An 18,183-nucleotide genomic window follows, 5' to 3' on the forward strand; every position below is an offset into this window, starting at 1 on the left:
GGAGTTTATCCCATCTGCCGGTAGTTCGGGGCCTCGTCGGTGATGAGGATATTGTGCGGGTGCGACTCGCCCATCCCTGCGGGGGTGATCCTGACAAACTGCGCCCTGGTCCTGAGGGCGTCGATTGTCTCTGATCCCGTATACCCCATCGCGGCCTTCAACCCGCCGATGAGCTGGTACACGACCTCTGAGACCTTTCCGACATACGGGATCGCCCCTTCGACCCCTTCAGGGACGTACTTTGTCCTGCCAATCCCCTTCTTCTGGAAGTAGCGGTCAGAGGACTCGCCGCCGCTCATCACGCCAAGCGATCCCATGCCGCGGTACTGCTTGTACTTCCTGCCCTGCATTGCGATGAGCCGTCCGGGTGCCTCGTCGGTCCCGGCAAGGAGACTGCCCATCATCACCGAGTTGGCACCTGCGGCGATGGCCTTGGCGATGTCGCCTGAGTAGCGCACCCCGCCGTCGGCGATGACCGGGATCCCGAGCGGCGAGGCCACCTCGGCGACACTCGCGATCGCCGTCACCTGCGGCACCCCGACCCCGGCCACGATCCTGGTGGTGCAGATCGAGCCGGGCCCGATCCCTACCTTCAGCCCGTCGACCGTGTCGGCAAGGGCCTCGGCGGCCTCTGCCGTCGCAATATTGCCCGCGACGACGTCGGCCTTCACGCTACCCTTGATGTTCCTGACGGCCTCGACCACATGCATGTTGTGGCCATGGGCGCAGTCCACGGCCACCACATCGACCCCGGCCTCGTCAAGCATTATTGCCCGCTCCAGGTCGAAAGGCCCAACCCCTGCGGCCACTCTCAGGCTTCCGGAGGCGTCGCGGTTTGCCTGCGGGAACGAACGCTTCTCCAGGATATCCTGCATCGTGATGATCCCGAGGAGTCTCCCGTTGCCGTTGGTCACTGGCAGACGCTCGACCTTGTTGGCGTACATCGTCTCCAGTGCCTCAGAGGCGGTGACCTCCTCGCGGGCGGTGATCGGTTCTCTGGTCATGATCGAGGCGATCGGTTCGTCGCCGCGCACATGCAGGATCGCCCTGATGTCGCGCCTGGAGACGATCCCCACGAGCCGCTTCTCCTTGATCACCGGCACCCCGCTGATCCCGTGCCGGTTCATCAGCGCCTCCACCTCATTGAGGGTGGCGTCGGGCCCGACCGAGAGCACTTCGCGCTCGATAAGGTCCTCGGCATGCTTGACCCTGATCACCTCTTCGACCTGACGGTCGGGCTTCATGTTCCGGTGGATCACCCCGATCCCGCCGAGGCGGGCAAGGGCGATGGCCATTTCTGACTCGGTCACGGTATCCATCGCCGCGGAGACGATCGGGATGTTCAGCGGGACGTTCTTTGAGAAGACCGCGTGCACATCGGTGTTGTACGGCTCGACGTACGACGCCGCCGGCTTGAGAAGGACGTCGTCGAAGGTGAGGGCGGTTGGGATCTCAAGTTTTTCTGTGAACATCGTCTTCACCTGAGCATTGCCAGGGCCTTCTCCACCAGTTCGGGTCTGATGGAGTCGGACCGGTCCCCGCCGCAGACCATCCCGCGCACCCCGATGATCTCTGGGTCGATGGTCTTGAGGGCGGTGAGGTCCTCGAACTTCAATGAGCCCGCAAGCGCAGTCTCAAGCCCCCGGCTCCGGTTCTGTTCGGTGAAGGCGGCGAGCATATCTGCGTCCATGAAAGAGAAGGTGCTCTTGCCGTCTTTCTTCCCGGTGTCGATCATGGCGACATCGGCGCCGGCGTCTGCCGCGGCCTCTGCGGCGACGAAGGGCGAGATGGTGCCAAGGCGCTGGTAGTCGGAATATGCGGCGATGACGACGATCTTCTCGGGGAATTCATCCTTGACGGCCTTTACGATGGCCTTACTCAACTCGTAGGCCTTTTCCTTGCCGTCGAACATGAGCCCGACCTTGATGTAGTCAGCACCGGCGCACGCCGCCCCGTATGCCGCGAGTGCGGCGGTTCCAGGTTTGTAGTCAAAATCGCCTATGGCAGCACTGACGGGCTTCTCTGCCATCTCCTTGATCGCACGGATCACCCAGGGGAAATTGGCGCCGAGCGAACCCTCTGACGGCTTTTTCACGTCAACAATGTCTGCGGAGAGAGCGGATCGAGCCTCTTCGATACTGCTTGGGCTGACCAATAATCGCATAGAAATTAATGATCTTTTATCCTAATAGTGATTACGTTGAGCACATGGAATGTATTCTTGCAATGGACCTGAAGGGGGGTTGTGTTGTCCATGGCGCAAAAGGACAACGGGAGACGTACGCCCCGCTTACATGGGGACTCTCCCCCACGGCAGAGCCTGAGGCCTACCTCAGGGAACTTGCGCCCCGGTCCCTGTATATCGCCGACCTCGACCGGATCGAGGGAGTAGGGGACCATGACGAAGTGATCAGACGCCTCGCGGGCATGGTGAAGCACTGTTATCTCGACCGCGGCTGCCGCACGCCTGCCGACCTGATGGAGGGGGTGACCAATGTCGTCGGGACCGAGACCGTTGGCGAGGACCTCTCCGGGTATGCGGGCTGTTTCCTCTCGGTGGACGTCAAAGACGGCCTCGTGATCCCGAAGGGCGAACCCCCGGTCGAGGTGCTGAAGCGAGCCGAATCTCTCCCCTTTGCCGGGTGTATCCTCCTCAATATCGGCGGGGTCGGGACCGGGTGCGGCCTCCCCGACGATCTCGAAGTCCTGCGCGCGGCGTATTCGGGCCGCCTCCTCTGGGGCGGCGGCGTGGCTGGAGTGCGCCACCTCGATATGCTTGAGGGCGCAGGGTTTGACGGGGCGATCGTGGCGACCGGGGTTCACAAGGGCGAGATCCCGCTCGAGTGGCTGCAGGAGGGGCGGACATGCTCGTGACCGTCGAGGGGATCGATGGGAGCGGAAAGAGCACGTTGGTGAAAGGGCTTGCCGGCGCCCTTGCCGACCTCGACCCCGTGGTCACGCGTGAGCCCGGGGCCACCTGGGTTGGGGAGGCCGTGCGCCGGTCCATCGCTGAGAACGACGACCCCATGACCGAGTGCCTCCTCTTCATCGCCGACCATGCCGCGCATCTCAGGCATGTCGTCAGGCCTGGGCTGGCCGCCGGGCGGGTCGTCGTCTCTGACCGCTACTCTGACTCGCGCTATGCCTACCAGGCGGTGACGCTCAAAGGTCTTCTTCCCGACCCTCTCGGGTGGCTCAAGGCGGTGCACGCTCCTTTCACGGTCGTCCCTGACCTCACCTTCCTTTGCGTCCTCCCGGTCGAGGAGGCGGTGACCAGGCTCAAAGCAAACCGAGAGCACTTCGAGGAGGCATCGGTCCTCGAAGAGGTCCAGCAGAATTTCCTGGCCCTCGCCGCGGCCGACCCCGAACGGTTCGTCCTGGTCGACGCCATGCTCCCTGCCGACGAAGTACGTGCGTTCGTCGCCGCCGAGGTCAGGCGGCGCGCGGGCGCGGCCAGGTGATCGTTTCAACCTCAGTTTGCCACCCCGCTCAAATCTCTCTGATTGTGGCGAAATAGAATTTGACGATCCCGGCTCTGTAGAATTCCTCAGGACAGGTATCTTTGGCGGGGGGCTTGGCCGCCCCCCGGTCCCCCCGCAATACGATAGGGCGAGGACTGCAACCCCAAATATTTGTCTATTGTGCCTTCCCTGCCCTATCTTCGTCTCTGGGGTCCGGGGGCGGAGCCCCCGGCGCGATATATATGGGAAGGCGTGAGTTACGGTCACACCAAGAATTTGTGAGGGTTTCTACAGAGCCACAATTCCAGGGATTTGGAAAAACGGCTTTGTAGAATTGGGCATGAACCCCGGGCTCACGCATACGCGATGAAAATTCTTGGTGGTCTCCGGGTTATGGATCCTTGCTCTCTCTTCAGAGCAGGACCTACATGGGACCACCACTTCATTGCCGCCCCCACCTCTCTCTTCGTCGTGGGAGGTCAGGGGGGTGCAACCCCCCGGCGCGAGATTCCAAGGAAGATTCTCCAATGAGGGCGGCCATCTGATCGACGTGCCTTCCCAAAGGCTTGCGCCAGCCTTCTCACGACTGATATGCAGAGGGCAGAAGCATCTTCTGAATGATCAGCCCTTCGCCTTCCCGGCCCTCTCTTCATCCATGGGGTCTGGGGGCAGAGCCCCTGGGTGTGATCAAATCTTCATTCAAACCTATAGAGGGGATCTTCGAGATCATTTTCATGGTAAACCACTGTGATGGTTCTCTGTTCGCAAGGATGAAGGTCAAGACTCGATCCAGTTCTGAGATGATATTTTCATCCCATATGCTTGAGGCGTTCTTTCGCCTCATGAAAAATTCTACAGAGTCACTATTGTGGATATTTAAGAGGCATGAAGTACCTCCAGAAGCCAGATGGCAAACTCGAGTTTCAGCGATCGGTAAGAATCGTGCTGGTCCTCATTTTGAGGGGGGTATGTCTTTTTCCAGGACAGCCCAGAGGAGAAACAATTCTAATCTGCTCACGCGCGTCGGGAGCGACACTTCCGCACCTCAGAAGATTGAGCATGGAAGGCACCATTGATGACCATGAAGAGAAGAGGGTGTCTCCGTCCTCAGTCCTATCATGATGTGGGATGACTGAAAAGAGCATGAAAACACGGGGAATCAAAGATTCCCGCTGAAAGAAAAATGTGGAGCATTTTCTTGGAAGGAAGATCTTCAATCTTCCGTGAATCAGCCCTGTGGAAACCCTCGTCAATTCTCGGTGCGAGCGCGATTTAACCACCTTCCTCTATCTTCTCGCCGGGGACGAGTGCCGCCCGGGCCCCCTGGATGGAGATGGGACTTGGAAGGCACATATTGAATATGAAGGGAGTATTACCGGCCCCCGCCACCGTGAGGAACTAGGAGAATTTCTACAGAGCCTGTGAATCCTTGATTTTCGAGGATCCGGGGGGCGGCAAGTGGCAAGTCAAGAACAAAAAGTTGCCAAAAGAATGCACCTGAACAATAGAAATTTTAGGGCGTAAAGAAATCGTCTGCACTGGTCTCTGTATGGGGGTCTGACTGTCCCATGGTCCCCCACATGAACAAAAGCGCCGGGGATGACAACACTTTCTTCATGCTCTCCCTGGAACCCCCCATGACAAAGATAGGGGAGGGACGGGGATTGTGGAGCACCCTCCCCGCCGCCCTGACATGAAGAAAGGGATCAGGGATCCTCCCCCATCTTGGAACGCCGCTCAGAACAGTGCTCCTGCGATATGCCTGAGGCGTGCTCTCGGTTCATGCGTGATTCTCAGGGCCAAAAATGGAGGCCCCTGTGCCAGGTTCAGTCCTCGACCGGGTACTGGATCTCGGTCATGAGGTCTGCGGCCGCGGACTCTGCCGGGTCATTGAGATAGACCTCACGCTCAGGCCCGGTCTGGTGCAGGGCGTGGGCGTCGAGATACTCTCTCACCTGCCGGTGGGCCCGCGGGAGGTTCTCATGCGGTCCCTGGTACAGCACAGAGAGGACCTGGCACCCTGGCAGCCTTCGCACCTCGACGCCCGGGTCCCTGACCGTCACCGCTCCCGCGACCGGGAGGGCCACCTCGATATCGCAGTCGCTTCCGTTCTCGTCTCCGGCATGACAGATCGAGATGACGGTGCCGGTGACCTTCACCATGGCGTTTCTGTTCTCCGGGAGGGCGACCTCCTGGCAGAGCCGCTCGATCATCGGGCCGGTGACCTCTGCATATGCTCCTTTCTTGCGGGTTGAGATGACGCGCAGGGGCGCGACTTCCTTGATTGTCCATTCAGAGAGTGACATCTTGAACAACTCCTTCAACGGGTCTGCTGACGACAGCACCCGTTCCACACCATGCAACCGATCGATCTCCTGCCTGACGGCACGGCGCCGCATCTGCATGAGTCCTGCAATGGCCTCGGTCTCCTCTTTGTCCATGGCGTCGAGGACGGCCTCCACCTCGTCCAACGAGAACCCGAGGCCAGCAAGGGTGCGGATCCTGACGGCCCGGTCGATCTGGGCGATCGCATAATACCGGTAGCCCGAACAGAGGTCCTTTGCCACCGGCACCAGCAGCCCCTTCTGGTCGTAGCAGTGCAGGGCTTTCTTCGAGAGCCTGGTCAGGTGCGAGAACTTCCCGATCGGGATCTGATCGATTGGCATGGTATGATCACTCATGGAGAGGAGTGATAATAGGTCCTGGTTCTCTTCCCCAGGGGTGAGTCTGCAGGGTCATAGTGAAGGGGGATTGCCGTCCACGACCTATCTTCAAGCGGCACGCCTGCCGCCAAAAAAGACCATCCAGGGGATTTATCATGGAAATGATCGCGAAGATCATCTCTCCTGATATCCATAATAGGTTGAATTCACCAGATCTCTTCATGACTGATGCATACATAAATTGCAGATGCCTCTCCTGAATGATCAAGCCTCTGCTTTCCCGTCCCTATCACCGTCCCGGTGCGGTGGTGCGGGAAGGCACGTCGATCTGATCGGCCGCCCCCAATCGCAGGATCTTCACTGACGTCTCGTGCCGGGGGGTTGCACCCCCCGGACCCCCCACGATGAGTATAGGGGTGGGGCGGCAGATGAGTGGTGGTCCCCCCGTGGTGTCCTGCTCTTGAAGAAGCGCATTGATCAGTGCACGACTCCGAGCCCCACGATCATGTTCATCCCCTATGTCTGAACCAGGGGTTCATGCCTGATCCTACCCACCCGATATCCCCTGGTCACGGCTGTGAAGAGACCGGGCCCCGAGTACCCCAGGGCCAAATGATTATTGAGATATTCCTCATAAGATCAACCTGTGCTCTCCCCATCTCGCTCCCTCTCCCACTTCATGGGCATCGACCCGGTCCGTCGGCAGAGCCTGATCAGTCTTGCTTCTACGATCAGCCTCACCATGGCCGGGTTTGTCGCCACGATGTACTTCACCCATGTGCTCGGGAAGGCGACCTATGGTGCGTATGCGCTCTTCCTTGCGTACTACGGGATCTTCAATCTCATCGGCGACGGCGGGTTTGGCGGGGCGGCGGTCAAGCGGATCTCAGAGGGGAGTGAACGCAACGAATATTTCACGGCCTTTCTCGTGCTCAGGGTGTTCCTCCTTGCGGCCTCCGTGACTGCACTCCTCGCCCTCAGGCCGTTTATCGACGACCTCCAGGGCGAAGGGATGTTGTTCTGGCTGGTGCTTGCGCTGGTCATCGGGGTGTTTTCCGGGGTCACGGGAAACGGGGTCTATGGCGAAGGGAAGGTCGGCGTGAACCAGAGCGGAGGGCTCCTGAACAATCTTGTAAAGATTCTTCTCCAGGTTGTCGCCGTCTTCCTGGGGTATGGTGCCGCCGGGCTTGTCGGCGGGTTCGTCGCTGGTCTTTTTGCCGGGGGGATCTTCAACTTCAAGTTCCTCACTCTCAGACCGGCATGGTTCACCTGGCGCCACCTGCGAAACCTCAGCACCTTCTCCTTCTGGATCTTTCTTGCGTCAAGCGGCGTGATCGTCTTCTCACACGTCGATACGGTCCTTATCGGTTACTTCATGACCGACGCCGACGTCGGGGTCTACCAGATCGCCTTTCAGTTCACCACGGCTGCGGCCTTCACCACCACTGCCCTCCGCACGACCCTGTATCCAAAGATCAGCCGCTGGCATGCCGACAGGCACCTCGGCTGGATCGTCAATGCCCTCTCCCGCGCCTTTACCTATGCGCTCCTCCTCGCGGTCCCGGTGGCGGTCGGGGGGTGGATCCTTGGTGAACGCCTCCTCTACTTCTTCTACGGTGCAGGGTTTGCCGAAGGGGCGGCGGTGCTTGGCATCCTCCTCCTGGTGCAGGTGGTCAACGTCTTCATGTACCTCCAGACGATGGCCCTCAACGCCCTCGACCGCCCAAGGGAGTCTTTCCATGCCACCGGGACGGCGGCGGTCGTGAACATCGTCCTCGACCTCGCCCTCATCCCCACCCTCGGGATCGAGGGGGCGGCGATCGCCACGCTCGTGACGATGCTCGTCAATGCCGCAATCGCCCGCCACTATCTCTCAAAACAGATCGCGGTGTCCATTGAGCGCGGCCCTACCCTCCACATCCTCCTCGCCGCAGGAGCGATGGCCCTCGTCGTCCTCGCCTACTGCGCCCTCATCCCCCTCTCGAACGTTTTCCTTGTCCTTGCCGCCGTCGTCCTCGGCGGGACCGTCTATGGGCTGGTGCTCCTGAAAACCGACCGCGGGATCCACGACGAACTCCGCGACCTCGTCGTCCAACTCGGGGTGCCCTGGCCGCGGTGGTTGTGAGAGTGGTTTCTAAGGCTGGATATTTTTTTTGAGGGGGGACTCTTGGGACGATAAGATCTCTGCAACATTTTGATAGTCTTTTGGAGGTCATCCCAAAACTACTCTGATCCTGAGAGGCGAGTGGAGGGAGTTTCTGAAGCATGGTGTCGTTCAAGAGGTTGTGCCGCCCCTATCCTCATCATAGGGGGGTCCGGGGGGTCTCCCCCGGCATGAGAGAGCAAAGAATCATTCTTTATCTGGCTCTGTAGAAACCCTCACCTCTTGTGTGGGTGAGATGTGTGTTCCCCCCCTTCCCACCTCTTTGGCCGGGGACTCTGCCCCCCTGGACCTCCGGGACCACGATAGGGTCGGGAAGGCAGAATAGATGACCATAAAGAGAATGCTGCCATCCTCGGCCTATCGTGTCGTGGGGGACCGGGGGGCGGCACGCCCCCCCGAGAGATTCATCAGGAGGATTTCTACAGAGCCCTTTATCCTTTCTGTGGGCGGTACGTCTGATCGGTCTGTCTTTCTTCCGTCGTTCGCACCGGAAACGCCCCCCAAACCCCGAAGAGTGGCGATTAAACCGTGTGAGGCAGAGCAATGGCCAGAAAGTGTCCTGACCCCCAGGATTGATCGAGCCAAGGGTATTTTAAGAATGTGCTTTTTTTTAAAAAATATAAAATTAGATATATTTATTGCCCTCAAGAATGGAATTGAATTGTGGTGGAGGGCTGTTGCATTGACGATGCCGATGATTCATGGAATACAGACGACCCGGAAGATCCTACAGGTGACGGCATCCTAAGTTACGCAGATTTCAGAACACAGACTCACCCCGGAGAGGTTCCGAGGTATAATTAAACATTTTTTATGTCAAAATTCACCGCCCTTCTGATCATCGGGCTTCTGGTTGCAGAATTCTTCATTATCGTTCCGGTATCTGCCGCAGTGCAGACACCTCTTCTAGGTCAAGGAAACCAGACCTTGATCCTGTACGGCATTCATCCCAACGCCCAGAAGAACGAGACCATCAGGACATTCATCGAAGAACACGGTGATATCGAATGGTGGGAACAGGGGGGGAATCGGACACACCGGTATGTGTGTATCGTCCCGGTCAATGCGAGCGAAAAGAAACTCTTCTATCTCAACAACCAGACTGCTTTGGGACATGATCAGGAACCTTCGATTGTGTTTGTCAAAATCATAGACCGCGACGAGCCACTGCCCATCCCGACCCCTGATCCCGATCCATTCAAGGCACTTTATCTGAAGTACCCAGTGCTCGAAGAGGATGAGGACGTCCAGACCTATATCGAAGATCACTCCCCAGAACGCTATAAGGAAGAGCCGATCGGAATGTCACGGTCCAGAGTGTACTTCATCGATGAGGAGGGGACGTTTTCGGAATATATCGTTGACCTTGAGGACGGGAATATCGTTTCAGGCAGGTATCTCTCTGAAGACCACCTTGCGGTCAACAGGTCGGAGGCGATTGAACAGGCTCTCGGTCGTCAGCCTGAAGATGCCCTGGTCGAGAGCGTGCTGCTTACGGTCTATGATGGCGACATATACTGGGAGATTGCGGTTCTTAACGGGCCGAGGATGGAGTATGTCCTTATCCCGGCGGAAAAGAAAGACCTCACTCCGCATCCGACCACGACAGCGCCGGGCTTTGGAGGGGGTTTAGCTCTCTATAGCATCGGTATGGGTCTGGTGATCTCGTGGATGCGGCGATGGAGGCATTAATTCGGCTCCGTAGAAATTCTCACCCATTCCTGGTATGAGAGTGACTTATCCATCTTCCCCACACCAAACGTGCCAGGGGCGCTGCCCCCGGACACCCCCACGGTGAGGAGAGGTGGGGGCGGCAGGTGAGTGGTGTCCCCCCTGTGGTGTCCTGCGCGAAAGGAGGAGCGCAGGTCCACAAATCCTGGAGACCAACGATCATGTTCATGCCGTATGCGTGAACCGGGGATTCATGCCTGATTCTACAAAGCCATTCATTCGTCAATCGAGTGAATAGGTTCATCTCTTTCCCCTATCTTTGCGCTGGGTTTTTCCATCGAAAAATATAGTCCAGGGCTTTTGCATCCGCCTTCCCCCCACCTGGAGAGCCTATTCCGGATCTCGCATCATGGGTGGTGATTGAACTGCAGCGGATATAACGCGAAGACCTCTACACAGTTGAAAAATGAGCACCTTTCGCCGTGGGCACCCCTTGACCAGGTACTGGATCTCGGTCATGGGATCTCTGCCCGGTCGTTGAGATCTCCCACACCTGCCGATGGGCCACGAGAAGGTTCTCTGCGGTCCCTGGTACAGCACTGAATCTGGCACTCAGGCAGCACCGCACCGCAGCGCCACAGTTCCTGTGCACACTCGATCAGTATTATCTCCCTGGAGGGTGATGATCCCCTGGTGGCGAGATCATGAAGACATTCACAGCCGTGCTCTACAGGGAAGAGGATATGTACGTTGCGGAATGCCCGGAAGTGGGCACCGTCAGTCAGGGAGAGACGGTGGAAGAGGCGGTCGCAAACCTCAGGGAAGCCACGGAGTTGTATCTTGCTGAATTCCCACTTGAAGAGGGAAGAAAGCCCATCATCACGACATTTGAGGTGACCGGGAGTGCCGGGGCGTAAACCGGTCTCTGGTGAGACGGTGATAAAAATCCTTTCAAAAGAGTACGGTTTCACCGTCAGCGGACGATCAGGAAGCCATGTACGTCTCTCAAAAGAGACACCAGCAGGAAAAGTGGGGACTGTCGTCCCATTGCACAGAGAGTTGAAGACCGGCACTCTTCGCGGCGTCCTGAAACTGGCGAAGATCGACCCGGACGATTTTGCGCAGTACCTGTAAATGCTCCTCTCTGGCGTCCTATTTCCGAGGAGTTAATCGAAGATATTCTGGTTCTGTAGAATTCGACATGAAGGGAAAGCACATCTCAAGCATATGGGATGAAAATATCTCGTCGCTTGATCGCTCTTTTCGAGACTGAAGAACCGATGGGGATCGTGTTCCATCGCCGCCACCACCTATTCTCGTCGTGGGGATCCGGGGGTGCAACCCCCCGGCGCGAGACGACGGTGAAGATTCGACGCTTGGGGGCGGCCTTCTAATCGGGGTGCCTTCCTCCACCCTTGTGCCGGGGGCGCTGCCCCCTGACCCCCGGGACGAAGATAGGGCCGGGAAGGCAGAAGAGAAATCGTGACGAAGTTCGTCCCTACCTCTACTTATCAGGCAGGGGGGGCCGCGTGCGGTCGCCGCCGGTTCCCTCTCCAGAAGAGTAATTCTCCAGAGCCACGCCCGTCAGAAATCAACAGCACCAAAAAAAAGTGAGAACTCAGTCACGCCGCAGCGTGACCGTCACCTCGTCGAAGTCGAGGACCTCGACCTCTTCGCCCTCCACCGAGAAGGCGAACTTCGGGGTGAAAGCGTCCTCCGGCACCGCGACCTCTTCGCCGTCGATGCTCACCGTCGCCGGCGGGGTGACGATGTCCTCGGGCGGCAGGGCCTCGACCGCCTGCATGAAGGCCTTCGCCTGCTTGCGCAGCGTCGGGCCGACCACTGCCATGTTGAAGGCGACGCCGGCCACCGACTTCTCGAGTTTCGGCTCGCCGGTCTTCCAGGCGACCGTGGCATTCAGGGCACGGGCTACATCGCCTGAGTCGTCGATCCGTTCAGGCGCATAGATGTTCACCTTCCCGAAGGGGGCGTTCAGGGCAAGCCCGGCGTCGTGCTTGTACCGCCGGAGTTCTGCGGTGAGGGCGACGACGTGGGCGCCGACCCGCTCGGCCTCAGGGTCCTCGACCGCGAACTCCACCCACGGCTGTTTCAGCACCGAGCCCTCCATGAACTGGGACCAGCACTCCTCGGCGAAGTGCGGGGTATAAGGGGCGATCATCCGGCAGAGAGCGTCGACCGTGATGGTCAGGGCGCGGCAGGCGCTCGCCCGCTCTGGGGCGTCGGAGTACAGCCGCCCCTTCACCAGTTCGATATAGTCGTCGGCAAGGATATTTTTCGTGAAGTCCCTGATCGCCTTGAGCCCCTGGTCGAACTGATAGGTCTCAAAGGCGTTCGTGACCTCGGCCGCCGTCTGTGAGAGTTTCACCAGGAGCCAGCGGTCCAGGAGTTCGGTCACCTCGGGCGCCTCGTCCACCGGCTCGCGCTCGATCTGGGTCAGCACAAACCGGATGATATTCCACATCTTGGTCTGGAACCTGGACGCCGCGACGACGTCCTTCCAGTTGAACATGATGTCCTGCCCGGTGGCAGAGCCCATCGCCCCCCACTGCCTGAAGGCGTCGGCGCCGTACTTGTCGAGCACGGTCTCAGGCGGGATGATATTGTTGCGGCTCTTGGACATCTTGTAGCCGTCCTCGCCCAGCACCATCCCGTTGACCAGGATCCCGTCCCATGGCCGCTGGCCGGTGAGGGCCACCGAGCGGAGGATGGTGTAGAAGGCCCAGGTCCTGATGATGTCATGTCCCTGGGGGCGCAGCTGCGCCGGGAAGATCGCCGGCGTCCCGCTCCCGTCCCATCCGGTGAGGTTGAGCACCGAGATCGAGGAGTCCATCCAGGTGTCCAGGACATCGTCCTCGCCCACAAACTCCTCTGACCCGCACTTCGGACAGGGATGGCGGGGGCGGTCCACCGTCGGGTCGACCGGCAGGTCGGCCTCGTCAGGCAGGACCATCTCGCCGCACTGCGCGCAGAACCAGACCGGGATCGGGGTGGCGAAGATCCGCTGGCGCGAGATGCACCAGTCCCACTCCATCTGCTCGACCCAGTTCTCGAGGCGCATCAGCATGTGCTCAGGATACCAGTGAACTTCCCTTGCGGCCTCCAGGATCTTCTCGGGCTTGATCCGCACAAACCACTGCCTCTCAGAGAGGATCTCGATCGGGGTCTTGCACCGCCAGCAGGTCCCGACCCGCTGCTCGATCGTCTCCTGCCTCTTGAGGACCCCGGCCTCCTCCATGTCGCCGAGGATCGCCGTGCGGCACTCCTCCGCCGTCATCCCCTCATATTTGTCGCAGAGCGCGGTCATCCTGCCCTTCCGATCGATCGCCTTTCTGAGGGGGAGACCATATTTCTTCCACCAGTGGACGTCCTGCTTGTCGCCAAAGGTACAGATCATCACGGCGCCTGACCCGAAGGAGGGGTCGACGTCCTCGTCCTTGATCACAGCGACCTCATGGCCGAAGAGAGGTACGGTCAGGGTCTTGCCGACGAGGTCGGTATAACGCTCGTCATCTGGATGGACGGCGACGGCCACGCAGGCCGCAAGAAGTTCGGGTCTGGTGGTCGCGATCTCCAGGCCATCGAAGTCGAAGTAGTTGAGTTTCGTCTCCCTGGCCTCGTGGTTGACCTCGGCAAAGGCGATCGCCGTCTCGCAGCGGGTGCAGAAGTTCACCGGGTGCTCGCTCTGGTAGATGTAGTCTTTTTCGAGCATCCGCAGGAACGAGAGCTGCGTCTTCCCGAAGTACTCAGGGAGCATCGTGATGTACTCGTGGCTCCAGTCGGTCGAGAACCCGCACCGCCGCAGGGTGGTCCGCATCTTTGCGATGTTCTCGTGGGTGAGTTCCCGGCAGAGCCGCCTGAACTCCTCACGCGGGACATCGTTCTTGGTGATGCCATGGATCTCCTCGACCTTGACCTCGGTGGGGAGGCCGTGGCAGTCCCAGCCCTGTGGGAACATGACGTTGTAGCCGCACATCCGCTTGTAGCGGGCGATGAAGTCGATATAACACCAGTTCAGGGCGTTTCCGATATGGAAGTTGCCGGTGGGGTAGGGTGGCGGGGTATCGATGATGAACCTCGGCTTTTTTGAGTCGGGGTCAAAGTAATTGTCCTCGTCGCGCCACGTGCGCTGCCACCGCTCCTCCACTTCCCGAAAGTCGTAATTTTTGGGGATCGTATGCGAGGATGACATCTTCTTTCCTATTGTATTTTCAAGTTTTTAACTCGTAGGGATGGGGGGGCAGGGCGTGGAGTCGCCGCTCTGGATATTCTCTCCAGAGTAGAGCCCTAATATCTGCGTGTTTTGCATCATACGGACCATCAGGATCTATTTGCGGCGATGAATATTTTCTGGGTAGATATTCTCGTAATGAGATGGGGAAGTTGTCCTGAAACTCTCCAGGGCATGACCCCGCGCCGGGATCACGCGTGCGCTCTCCCGCGGGGTGTGTCGCCCCTAAATACTCCCACAGAAGATAGGGAGGAGGATGGGCACACCCTCTTCTGGATCATCAAATGTGCGTTCCCACCTCAATCGTCATCCCTGGAGCCCTGGGAATGCGACTGAAGGGATCTTGAGAAAATTTTCGGTTTTGTAGACGAACGTGATTCTCCCCCCTTCCCCTATCATACGCACCGGGTGCTCTGCCGCCGGTCCCACCGGATGAAGATGGGGATGGGACGACAGCATGGACGACCATGAAGAGGGGGTTGCGATTCCTCGTCCAATCTTGACGCGGGGGGTTCGAGGGGCGGCCAAGCCCCCCGCAGAGAGAGCCACCTTGAGGAATTTTACAAAGCTTTTACAAAGCTGAATCTTCAATTTTCGAGAGAGCCTCCGGTGCGGGATGAGAGAAGGCGATGGGTTGATTGATGGGTGCGCGACAGAGAGGTGAGAACCTCTCCACCATCCTTTCCCTCTCTCTTCAGAGAGAGGGACCAGGGGAGGGTATCATCTCATGTAGTGTGAAACTCCCTAGAGTAGGCGCGGGGGTGTTTCCAGGAAGGGGGCGCCACGAGATCAGGGGTGGCCGCCCCTCTCCCGACTACAAAGTTCATTTTGGTGGACCCCCAATGATCATCTGGATGACTCAGGAGATCGGACCCGCGCTGGCTGCTGTCCTTGCGATCTTTGGGATCCTTATCGCTCCCCTGGTCCAGCCTGCATGGCTCCTCTCCCTGCTGGTGATCCTCTTCTCCGGCGTCCTCCTCCTCATCAAGGGGACGCGCTATGTCTCGGTCTCGATCATCGTCACGGCCCTGCTGTACGGCCTCGGACTTCTTTCGCTGGCGGTCTTTGCCTCGACCCTCGCGATCGTCGTCCTCGGTGAGTTCGCCTTCAGGGTGACCGGGGCGACGCCCAGGTCATATCTTGCCTACATCGTCACAGGGAGCGCGGGAGCGGTCCTTGCGATGGCCTATATCGGGATCTTCTCCCCGCTTATCGTCATGATCGGGGCGCTCGTCGCAGTATTCTTGAGGGCCGCCCTTGTCGGCCGCGAAGACGCCCTGATGATCGAGGCCCTTGGCGTGGCCATGGCCCAGCAGCTCTTCTTTGAGATCGGCTACTCGGTCGATCCCTGGTCGCTCATGCTGGCACTGGTCATCGCCCTGGCCTTTGGCTATCTTTCATACCATTTCAAGGCCGCCGACCTCTCAGGCCTCTTCTCAGGGGCGATCATCGGGCTTCTCCTCATTGTCTTTGCCGATGTCCGCTGGTTCTTTGTCATGCTGGTCTTTTTCATCCTGGGGTCCGCGACGACGAAGTTCAAGTACAGGGAGAAGATAGACCTCGGGGTCGCTCAGTCCCATGGCGGGGTGCGGGGCTACCTGAACGTCTTTGCCAACGGGCTTGTCGCCACAGTCGGGGCGGTGCTGTACGGGATCACCGGGCACCCGGCCTGTGTCGCCCTCTTCCTTGGGAGCGTGGCCTCGGCCGCGGCCGATACGGTGGCCTCAGAGGTCGGGGTGATGGGCGGGACGCCGCGCCTCATCACCACTCTCAGGCCGGTGCCCCCGGGCACAAACGGCGGGGTGACCTTCCTTGGTGAGGCGACGGGCCTGGGTGCGGCGGCGGTCGTCTCCCTCACTGCCTGGGCGCTCGGGGTGGCCGACCCCTGGATCGCGCTCGTCGGGACGCTTGCAGGGTTTGTCGGCACCAACCTGGACAGCCTGGTCGGGGCGACCCTGGAGAACCGCGGGGTCTTTGGGAACGCGGGCACCAATTTCATCGCCACCCTGGGCGGCGGGCTCTGTGCGGCGGTGCTGGTGCTCGTGCTATAAGGGTTTTTTTTGCTCTGTAGAGATCCTCCTGAACCTTTACGGGGGGATTGTACCCTCCTGCCCTCCCCCGCACGATAATGGCAAGGACAACAGTACTCTCGTCATGGGCATCTTGATCGGCGTGAAAATGGGAGGAGACGGATCAGGCCATAGAATGAGCCTGATAGAAACAGGTAGGGGTGCTGTGTAAAACCCCGCGTTATTTTTCCGGTTTTTTAGAATCACTTATGAAGCGAACGCACGCCCCAGGAATACGTGATGAAAATATATCGTCATTTGATCTTTTTTTCAGGACTGAAAAATCGGTGGAGGGATCGTGTCCTCTTTGCCGCCCCCCCCTCTCCTCGTCGTGGAGGGTTCCAGGGGGTGCACCCCCCAGGCGCAAGACTATAGGAAGGAGGGTGACCCTCCCCCCCCCATGAGATGTGAGGGGTTCTACAGTGCCCAATTAATACTTATACCACCGCCCCTTCTCGTCGTACTCGCCCTGCATCGGGGCTTCAGCGCCCTCGATCTCATCACCCTGCCTGGCATAGAAGGCGGTCTTGAAGGCGAGGGCGAAGGGGACGAAGAGGACGACGATCGCCGCATAGGTGATCGCGGTGATCATGGCCCCATCTGGTCCGAGGAGAGCAGTGAACTGCGCCTGGGCGGCAGTGGCGTTTGCGGCGTCGAAGACAAACGTCTCCCCGCCCTCGATGAGAGGCGCGAGTTTCTCGTACATGAGCATGCTCCACGCGGTGAGCACCCCAAAGCCCAGGACAAAGAGGACGGCGAGAGTGGTGACATAGAAGAGGAGCACCTGCCAGAGTCTGGTGAGCACCACGGCAGCGCTCCGCTGGAGGGAGGCAAAGACCCCGAGTCCTTCGGTCACCGCTGCTACGTCGTAGAAGTAGGCGAAGAAGGCGAAGGAGAGGATGACGCCAAAGACGGCCGATCCGGCCGCGGCGATGGCGCTCTCTCCCAGGATCAGGGTGATCGGGATCGCAAGGAGAATGAGCGTTACTACGGTGGCAAGCAGGAGGACGATTGCCGGCAGGAGGATCCTGAAGTAGCCTTTCTTCCCTTCTTCAAGGAAAACGCCCATACTCCGGTCCTCGCGCTGGGCGCCCCCATAGGCCCCGGCCGCAAAGAAGGGGACGAGGAGCAGGCCGAGCAGCAGGATCTTGCTCGCAAAGAAGACCTCCCCGGTGAACTCAAGGTAGAGGTCGATGCCGAGGGCCGCGCCGGCGACGAGGCCCGCCGCCCAGAATGCCGGGTATGTTTTGAGCAGGGCGGCGGCGTCACGGAGGGATGCAACTACCATTTCCTGGTCACCGGTTCCGTGGCATGGCGACGATCTCGCGCACCTGGAGGTCGAAGTACGAGGCCGTGTGCGACGGCCTGATGACACAGACGGTGTCGGCACCAGTAGCGGTCCCGCCGACGGCGACGACCTCCTCGTCCACCCTGACCGCGCCCTGGTCGGCGGCGATGAGCGAACACTCGACGGCCACCTTCAGCCCGACGGCGACGGTCCGCCTGAGTGCCTCGGCGATCGCCTCGGTCCTTGAGGACCCGCCGAGTTTCGGCGACCTGGAGATCGCCCGCTCCAGGCCAGAGAGGGCATGGGTGCCGGTGACGATCTCGGCCCCTGCTGCTCGCAGACACGCGGCCGCCCCGGGATCAAAGTCCCAGACCCCAGGTTTGGAGAACCCGACGACGTGGGTGACGACCACGAGATGGAGGTCGGTCCCTTCCATCGCCTTCAGGAAGGCGAGGGCGGTCTTCCCGGTGGAGGAGGCCACGACGACCGTCCTGATCCCCGCGTCTTCTGCGCGCTCGACCGCGAACCTGGCGGCGTCCCCGGTGTTTGCCTCACCGGGTTCGTCGAAATAATACGTCTTCCGTGTAATATAGCCCATGGTACCAGATTAATAAGAGT

13 protein-coding genes are annotated in these 18,183 nt (G+C 59.6%); 7 read left to right on the plus strand and 6 right to left on the minus strand.

Features of this window, described 5'->3' with window-relative positions; genetic code table 11:
- Window positions 1-5 precede the first annotated feature (5 nt).
- Together guaB and J2129_RS00295 are read right to left on the minus strand one after the other, a co-directional pair.
- Window positions 6-1,472, minus strand: a complete 1,467-nt coding sequence (guaB, locus tag J2129_RS00290) for an IMP dehydrogenase (protein ID WP_209628528.1) — start codon at window positions 1,470-1,472, stop codon at window positions 6-8.
- 5 nt (window positions 1,473-1,477) lie between these two features.
- Complete coding sequence (locus J2129_RS00295; RefSeq protein WP_209628530.1) at window positions 1,478-2,164, minus strand: (5-formylfuran-3-yl)methyl phosphate synthase; 687 nt, start codon at window positions 2,162-2,164, stop codon at window positions 1,478-1,480.
- Window positions 2,165-2,226: 62 nt separating this feature from the next.
- Between J2129_RS00295 and J2129_RS00300 the strand changes: the two genes are divergently transcribed.
- On the plus strand, window positions 2,227-2,874 hold the full coding sequence (locus tag J2129_RS00300; protein WP_348632268.1) for a HisA/HisF-related TIM barrel protein: 648 nt from the start codon (window positions 2,227-2,229) through the stop codon (window positions 2,872-2,874).
- Window positions 2,865-3,461, plus strand: a complete 597-nt coding sequence (gene tmk, locus J2129_RS00305; protein WP_209628534.1) for a dTMP kinase — start codon at window positions 2,865-2,867, stop codon at window positions 3,459-3,461. Before J2129_RS00300 ends, tmk begins: the two co-directional genes overlap by 10 nt.
- Window positions 3,462-5,287: 1,826 nt before the next feature.
- On the opposite strand, the gene J2129_RS00310 is transcribed toward tmk, so the two are convergent.
- Window positions 5,288-6,127 carry a MerR family transcriptional regulator gene (locus tag J2129_RS00310; protein ID WP_209628536.1) on the minus strand — a complete coding sequence of 280 codons (840 nt, stop codon included), beginning with the start codon at window positions 6,125-6,127 and terminating at the stop codon, window positions 5,288-5,290.
- A 643-nt stretch (window positions 6,128-6,770) separates the two neighbouring features.
- Here J2129_RS00310 and J2129_RS00315 point away from each other — a divergent pair.
- From J2129_RS00315 to J2129_RS12955, 4 genes are all read left to right on the plus strand, one after another.
- A complete protein-coding gene (locus J2129_RS00315; protein WP_209628538.1) occupies window positions 6,771-8,249 on the plus strand; it encodes a flippase in 1,479 nt (492 codons plus the stop codon).
- An 852-nt stretch (window positions 8,250-9,101) separates the two neighbouring features.
- Window positions 9,102-9,980, plus strand: a complete 879-nt coding sequence (locus J2129_RS00320) for a hypothetical protein (RefSeq protein WP_209628540.1) — start codon at window positions 9,102-9,104, stop codon at window positions 9,978-9,980.
- A gap of 683 nt (window positions 9,981-10,663) precedes the next feature.
- Window positions 10,664-10,876, plus strand: coding sequence for a type II toxin-antitoxin system HicB family antitoxin (locus J2129_RS00325; RefSeq protein ID WP_209628542.1), 213 nt, complete (start codon window positions 10,664-10,666; stop codon window positions 10,874-10,876).
- A complete protein-coding gene (locus J2129_RS12955; protein WP_209628544.1) occupies window positions 10,863-11,093 on the plus strand; it encodes a type II toxin-antitoxin system HicA family toxin in 231 nt (76 codons plus the stop codon). The genes J2129_RS00325 and J2129_RS12955 overlap by 14 nt, the downstream gene beginning before the upstream one ends.
- A gap of 484 nt (window positions 11,094-11,577) precedes the next feature.
- On the opposite strand, the gene J2129_RS00335 is transcribed toward J2129_RS12955, so the two are convergent.
- Window positions 11,578-14,169, minus strand: coding sequence for a valine--tRNA ligase (locus J2129_RS00335; protein WP_209628546.1), 2,592 nt, complete (start codon window positions 14,167-14,169; stop codon window positions 11,578-11,580).
- A gap of 881 nt (window positions 14,170-15,050) precedes the next feature.
- Between J2129_RS00335 and J2129_RS00340 the strand changes: the two genes are divergently transcribed.
- Window positions 15,051-16,259, plus strand: a complete 1,209-nt coding sequence (locus tag J2129_RS00340; RefSeq protein WP_245320515.1) for a DUF92 domain-containing protein — start codon at window positions 15,051-15,053, stop codon at window positions 16,257-16,259.
- A 448-nt stretch (window positions 16,260-16,707) separates the two neighbouring features.
- On the opposite strand, the gene J2129_RS00345 is transcribed toward J2129_RS00340, so the two are convergent.
- On the minus strand, window positions 16,708-17,565 hold the full coding sequence (locus J2129_RS00345) for a hypothetical protein (RefSeq protein WP_209628548.1): 858 nt from the start codon (window positions 17,563-17,565) through the stop codon (window positions 16,708-16,710).
- A 7-nt stretch (window positions 17,566-17,572) separates the two neighbouring features.
- Window positions 17,573-18,163, minus strand: coding sequence for a pyruvate kinase alpha/beta domain-containing protein (locus J2129_RS00350; protein WP_209628550.1), 591 nt, complete (start codon window positions 18,161-18,163; stop codon window positions 17,573-17,575).
- Window positions 18,164-18,183: the final 20 nt, after the last annotated feature.

Origin of the sequence: Methanofollis sp. W23 (assembly GCF_017875325.1) — an archaeon.
Lineage (GTDB): Archaea > Halobacteriota > Methanomicrobia > Methanomicrobiales > Methanofollaceae > Methanofollis.

Coding starts and splice junctions, on each gene's coding strand:
- J2129_RS00335 (WP_209628546.1), bottom strand. CDS start 14,169: ATGTCATCCTCGCATACGATCCCCAAAAATTACGACTTTCGGGAAGTG.
- J2129_RS00350 (WP_209628550.1), bottom strand. CDS start 18,163: ATGGGCTATATTACACGGAAGACGTATTATTTCGACGAACCCGGTGAG.
- tmk (WP_209628534.1), top strand. CDS start 2,865: ATGCTCGTGACCGTCGAGGGGATCGATGGGAGCGGAAAGAGCACGTTG.
- J2129_RS00295 (WP_209628530.1), bottom strand. CDS start 2,164: ATGCGATTATTGGTCAGCCCAAGCAGTATCGAAGAGGCTCGATCCGCT.
- J2129_RS00325 (WP_209628542.1), top strand. CDS start 10,664: ATGAAGACATTCACAGCCGTGCTCTACAGGGAAGAGGATATGTACGTT.
- J2129_RS00310 (WP_209628536.1), bottom strand. CDS start 6,127: ATGCCAATCGATCAGATCCCGATCGGGAAGTTCTCGCACCTGACCAGG.
- guaB (WP_209628528.1), bottom strand. CDS start 1,472: ATGTTCACAGAAAAACTTGAGATCCCAACCGCCCTCACCTTCGACGAC.
- J2129_RS00345 (WP_209628548.1), bottom strand. CDS start 17,565: ATGGTAGTTGCATCCCTCCGTGACGCCGCCGCCCTGCTCAAAACATAC.
- J2129_RS00340 (WP_245320515.1), top strand. CDS start 15,051: ATGATCATCTGGATGACTCAGGAGATCGGACCCGCGCTGGCTGCTGTC.
- J2129_RS00320 (WP_209628540.1), top strand. CDS start 9,102: ATGTCAAAATTCACCGCCCTTCTGATCATCGGGCTTCTGGTTGCAGAA.
- J2129_RS00300 (WP_348632268.1), top strand. CDS start 2,227: ATGGACCTGAAGGGGGGTTGTGTTGTCCATGGCGCAAAAGGACAACGG.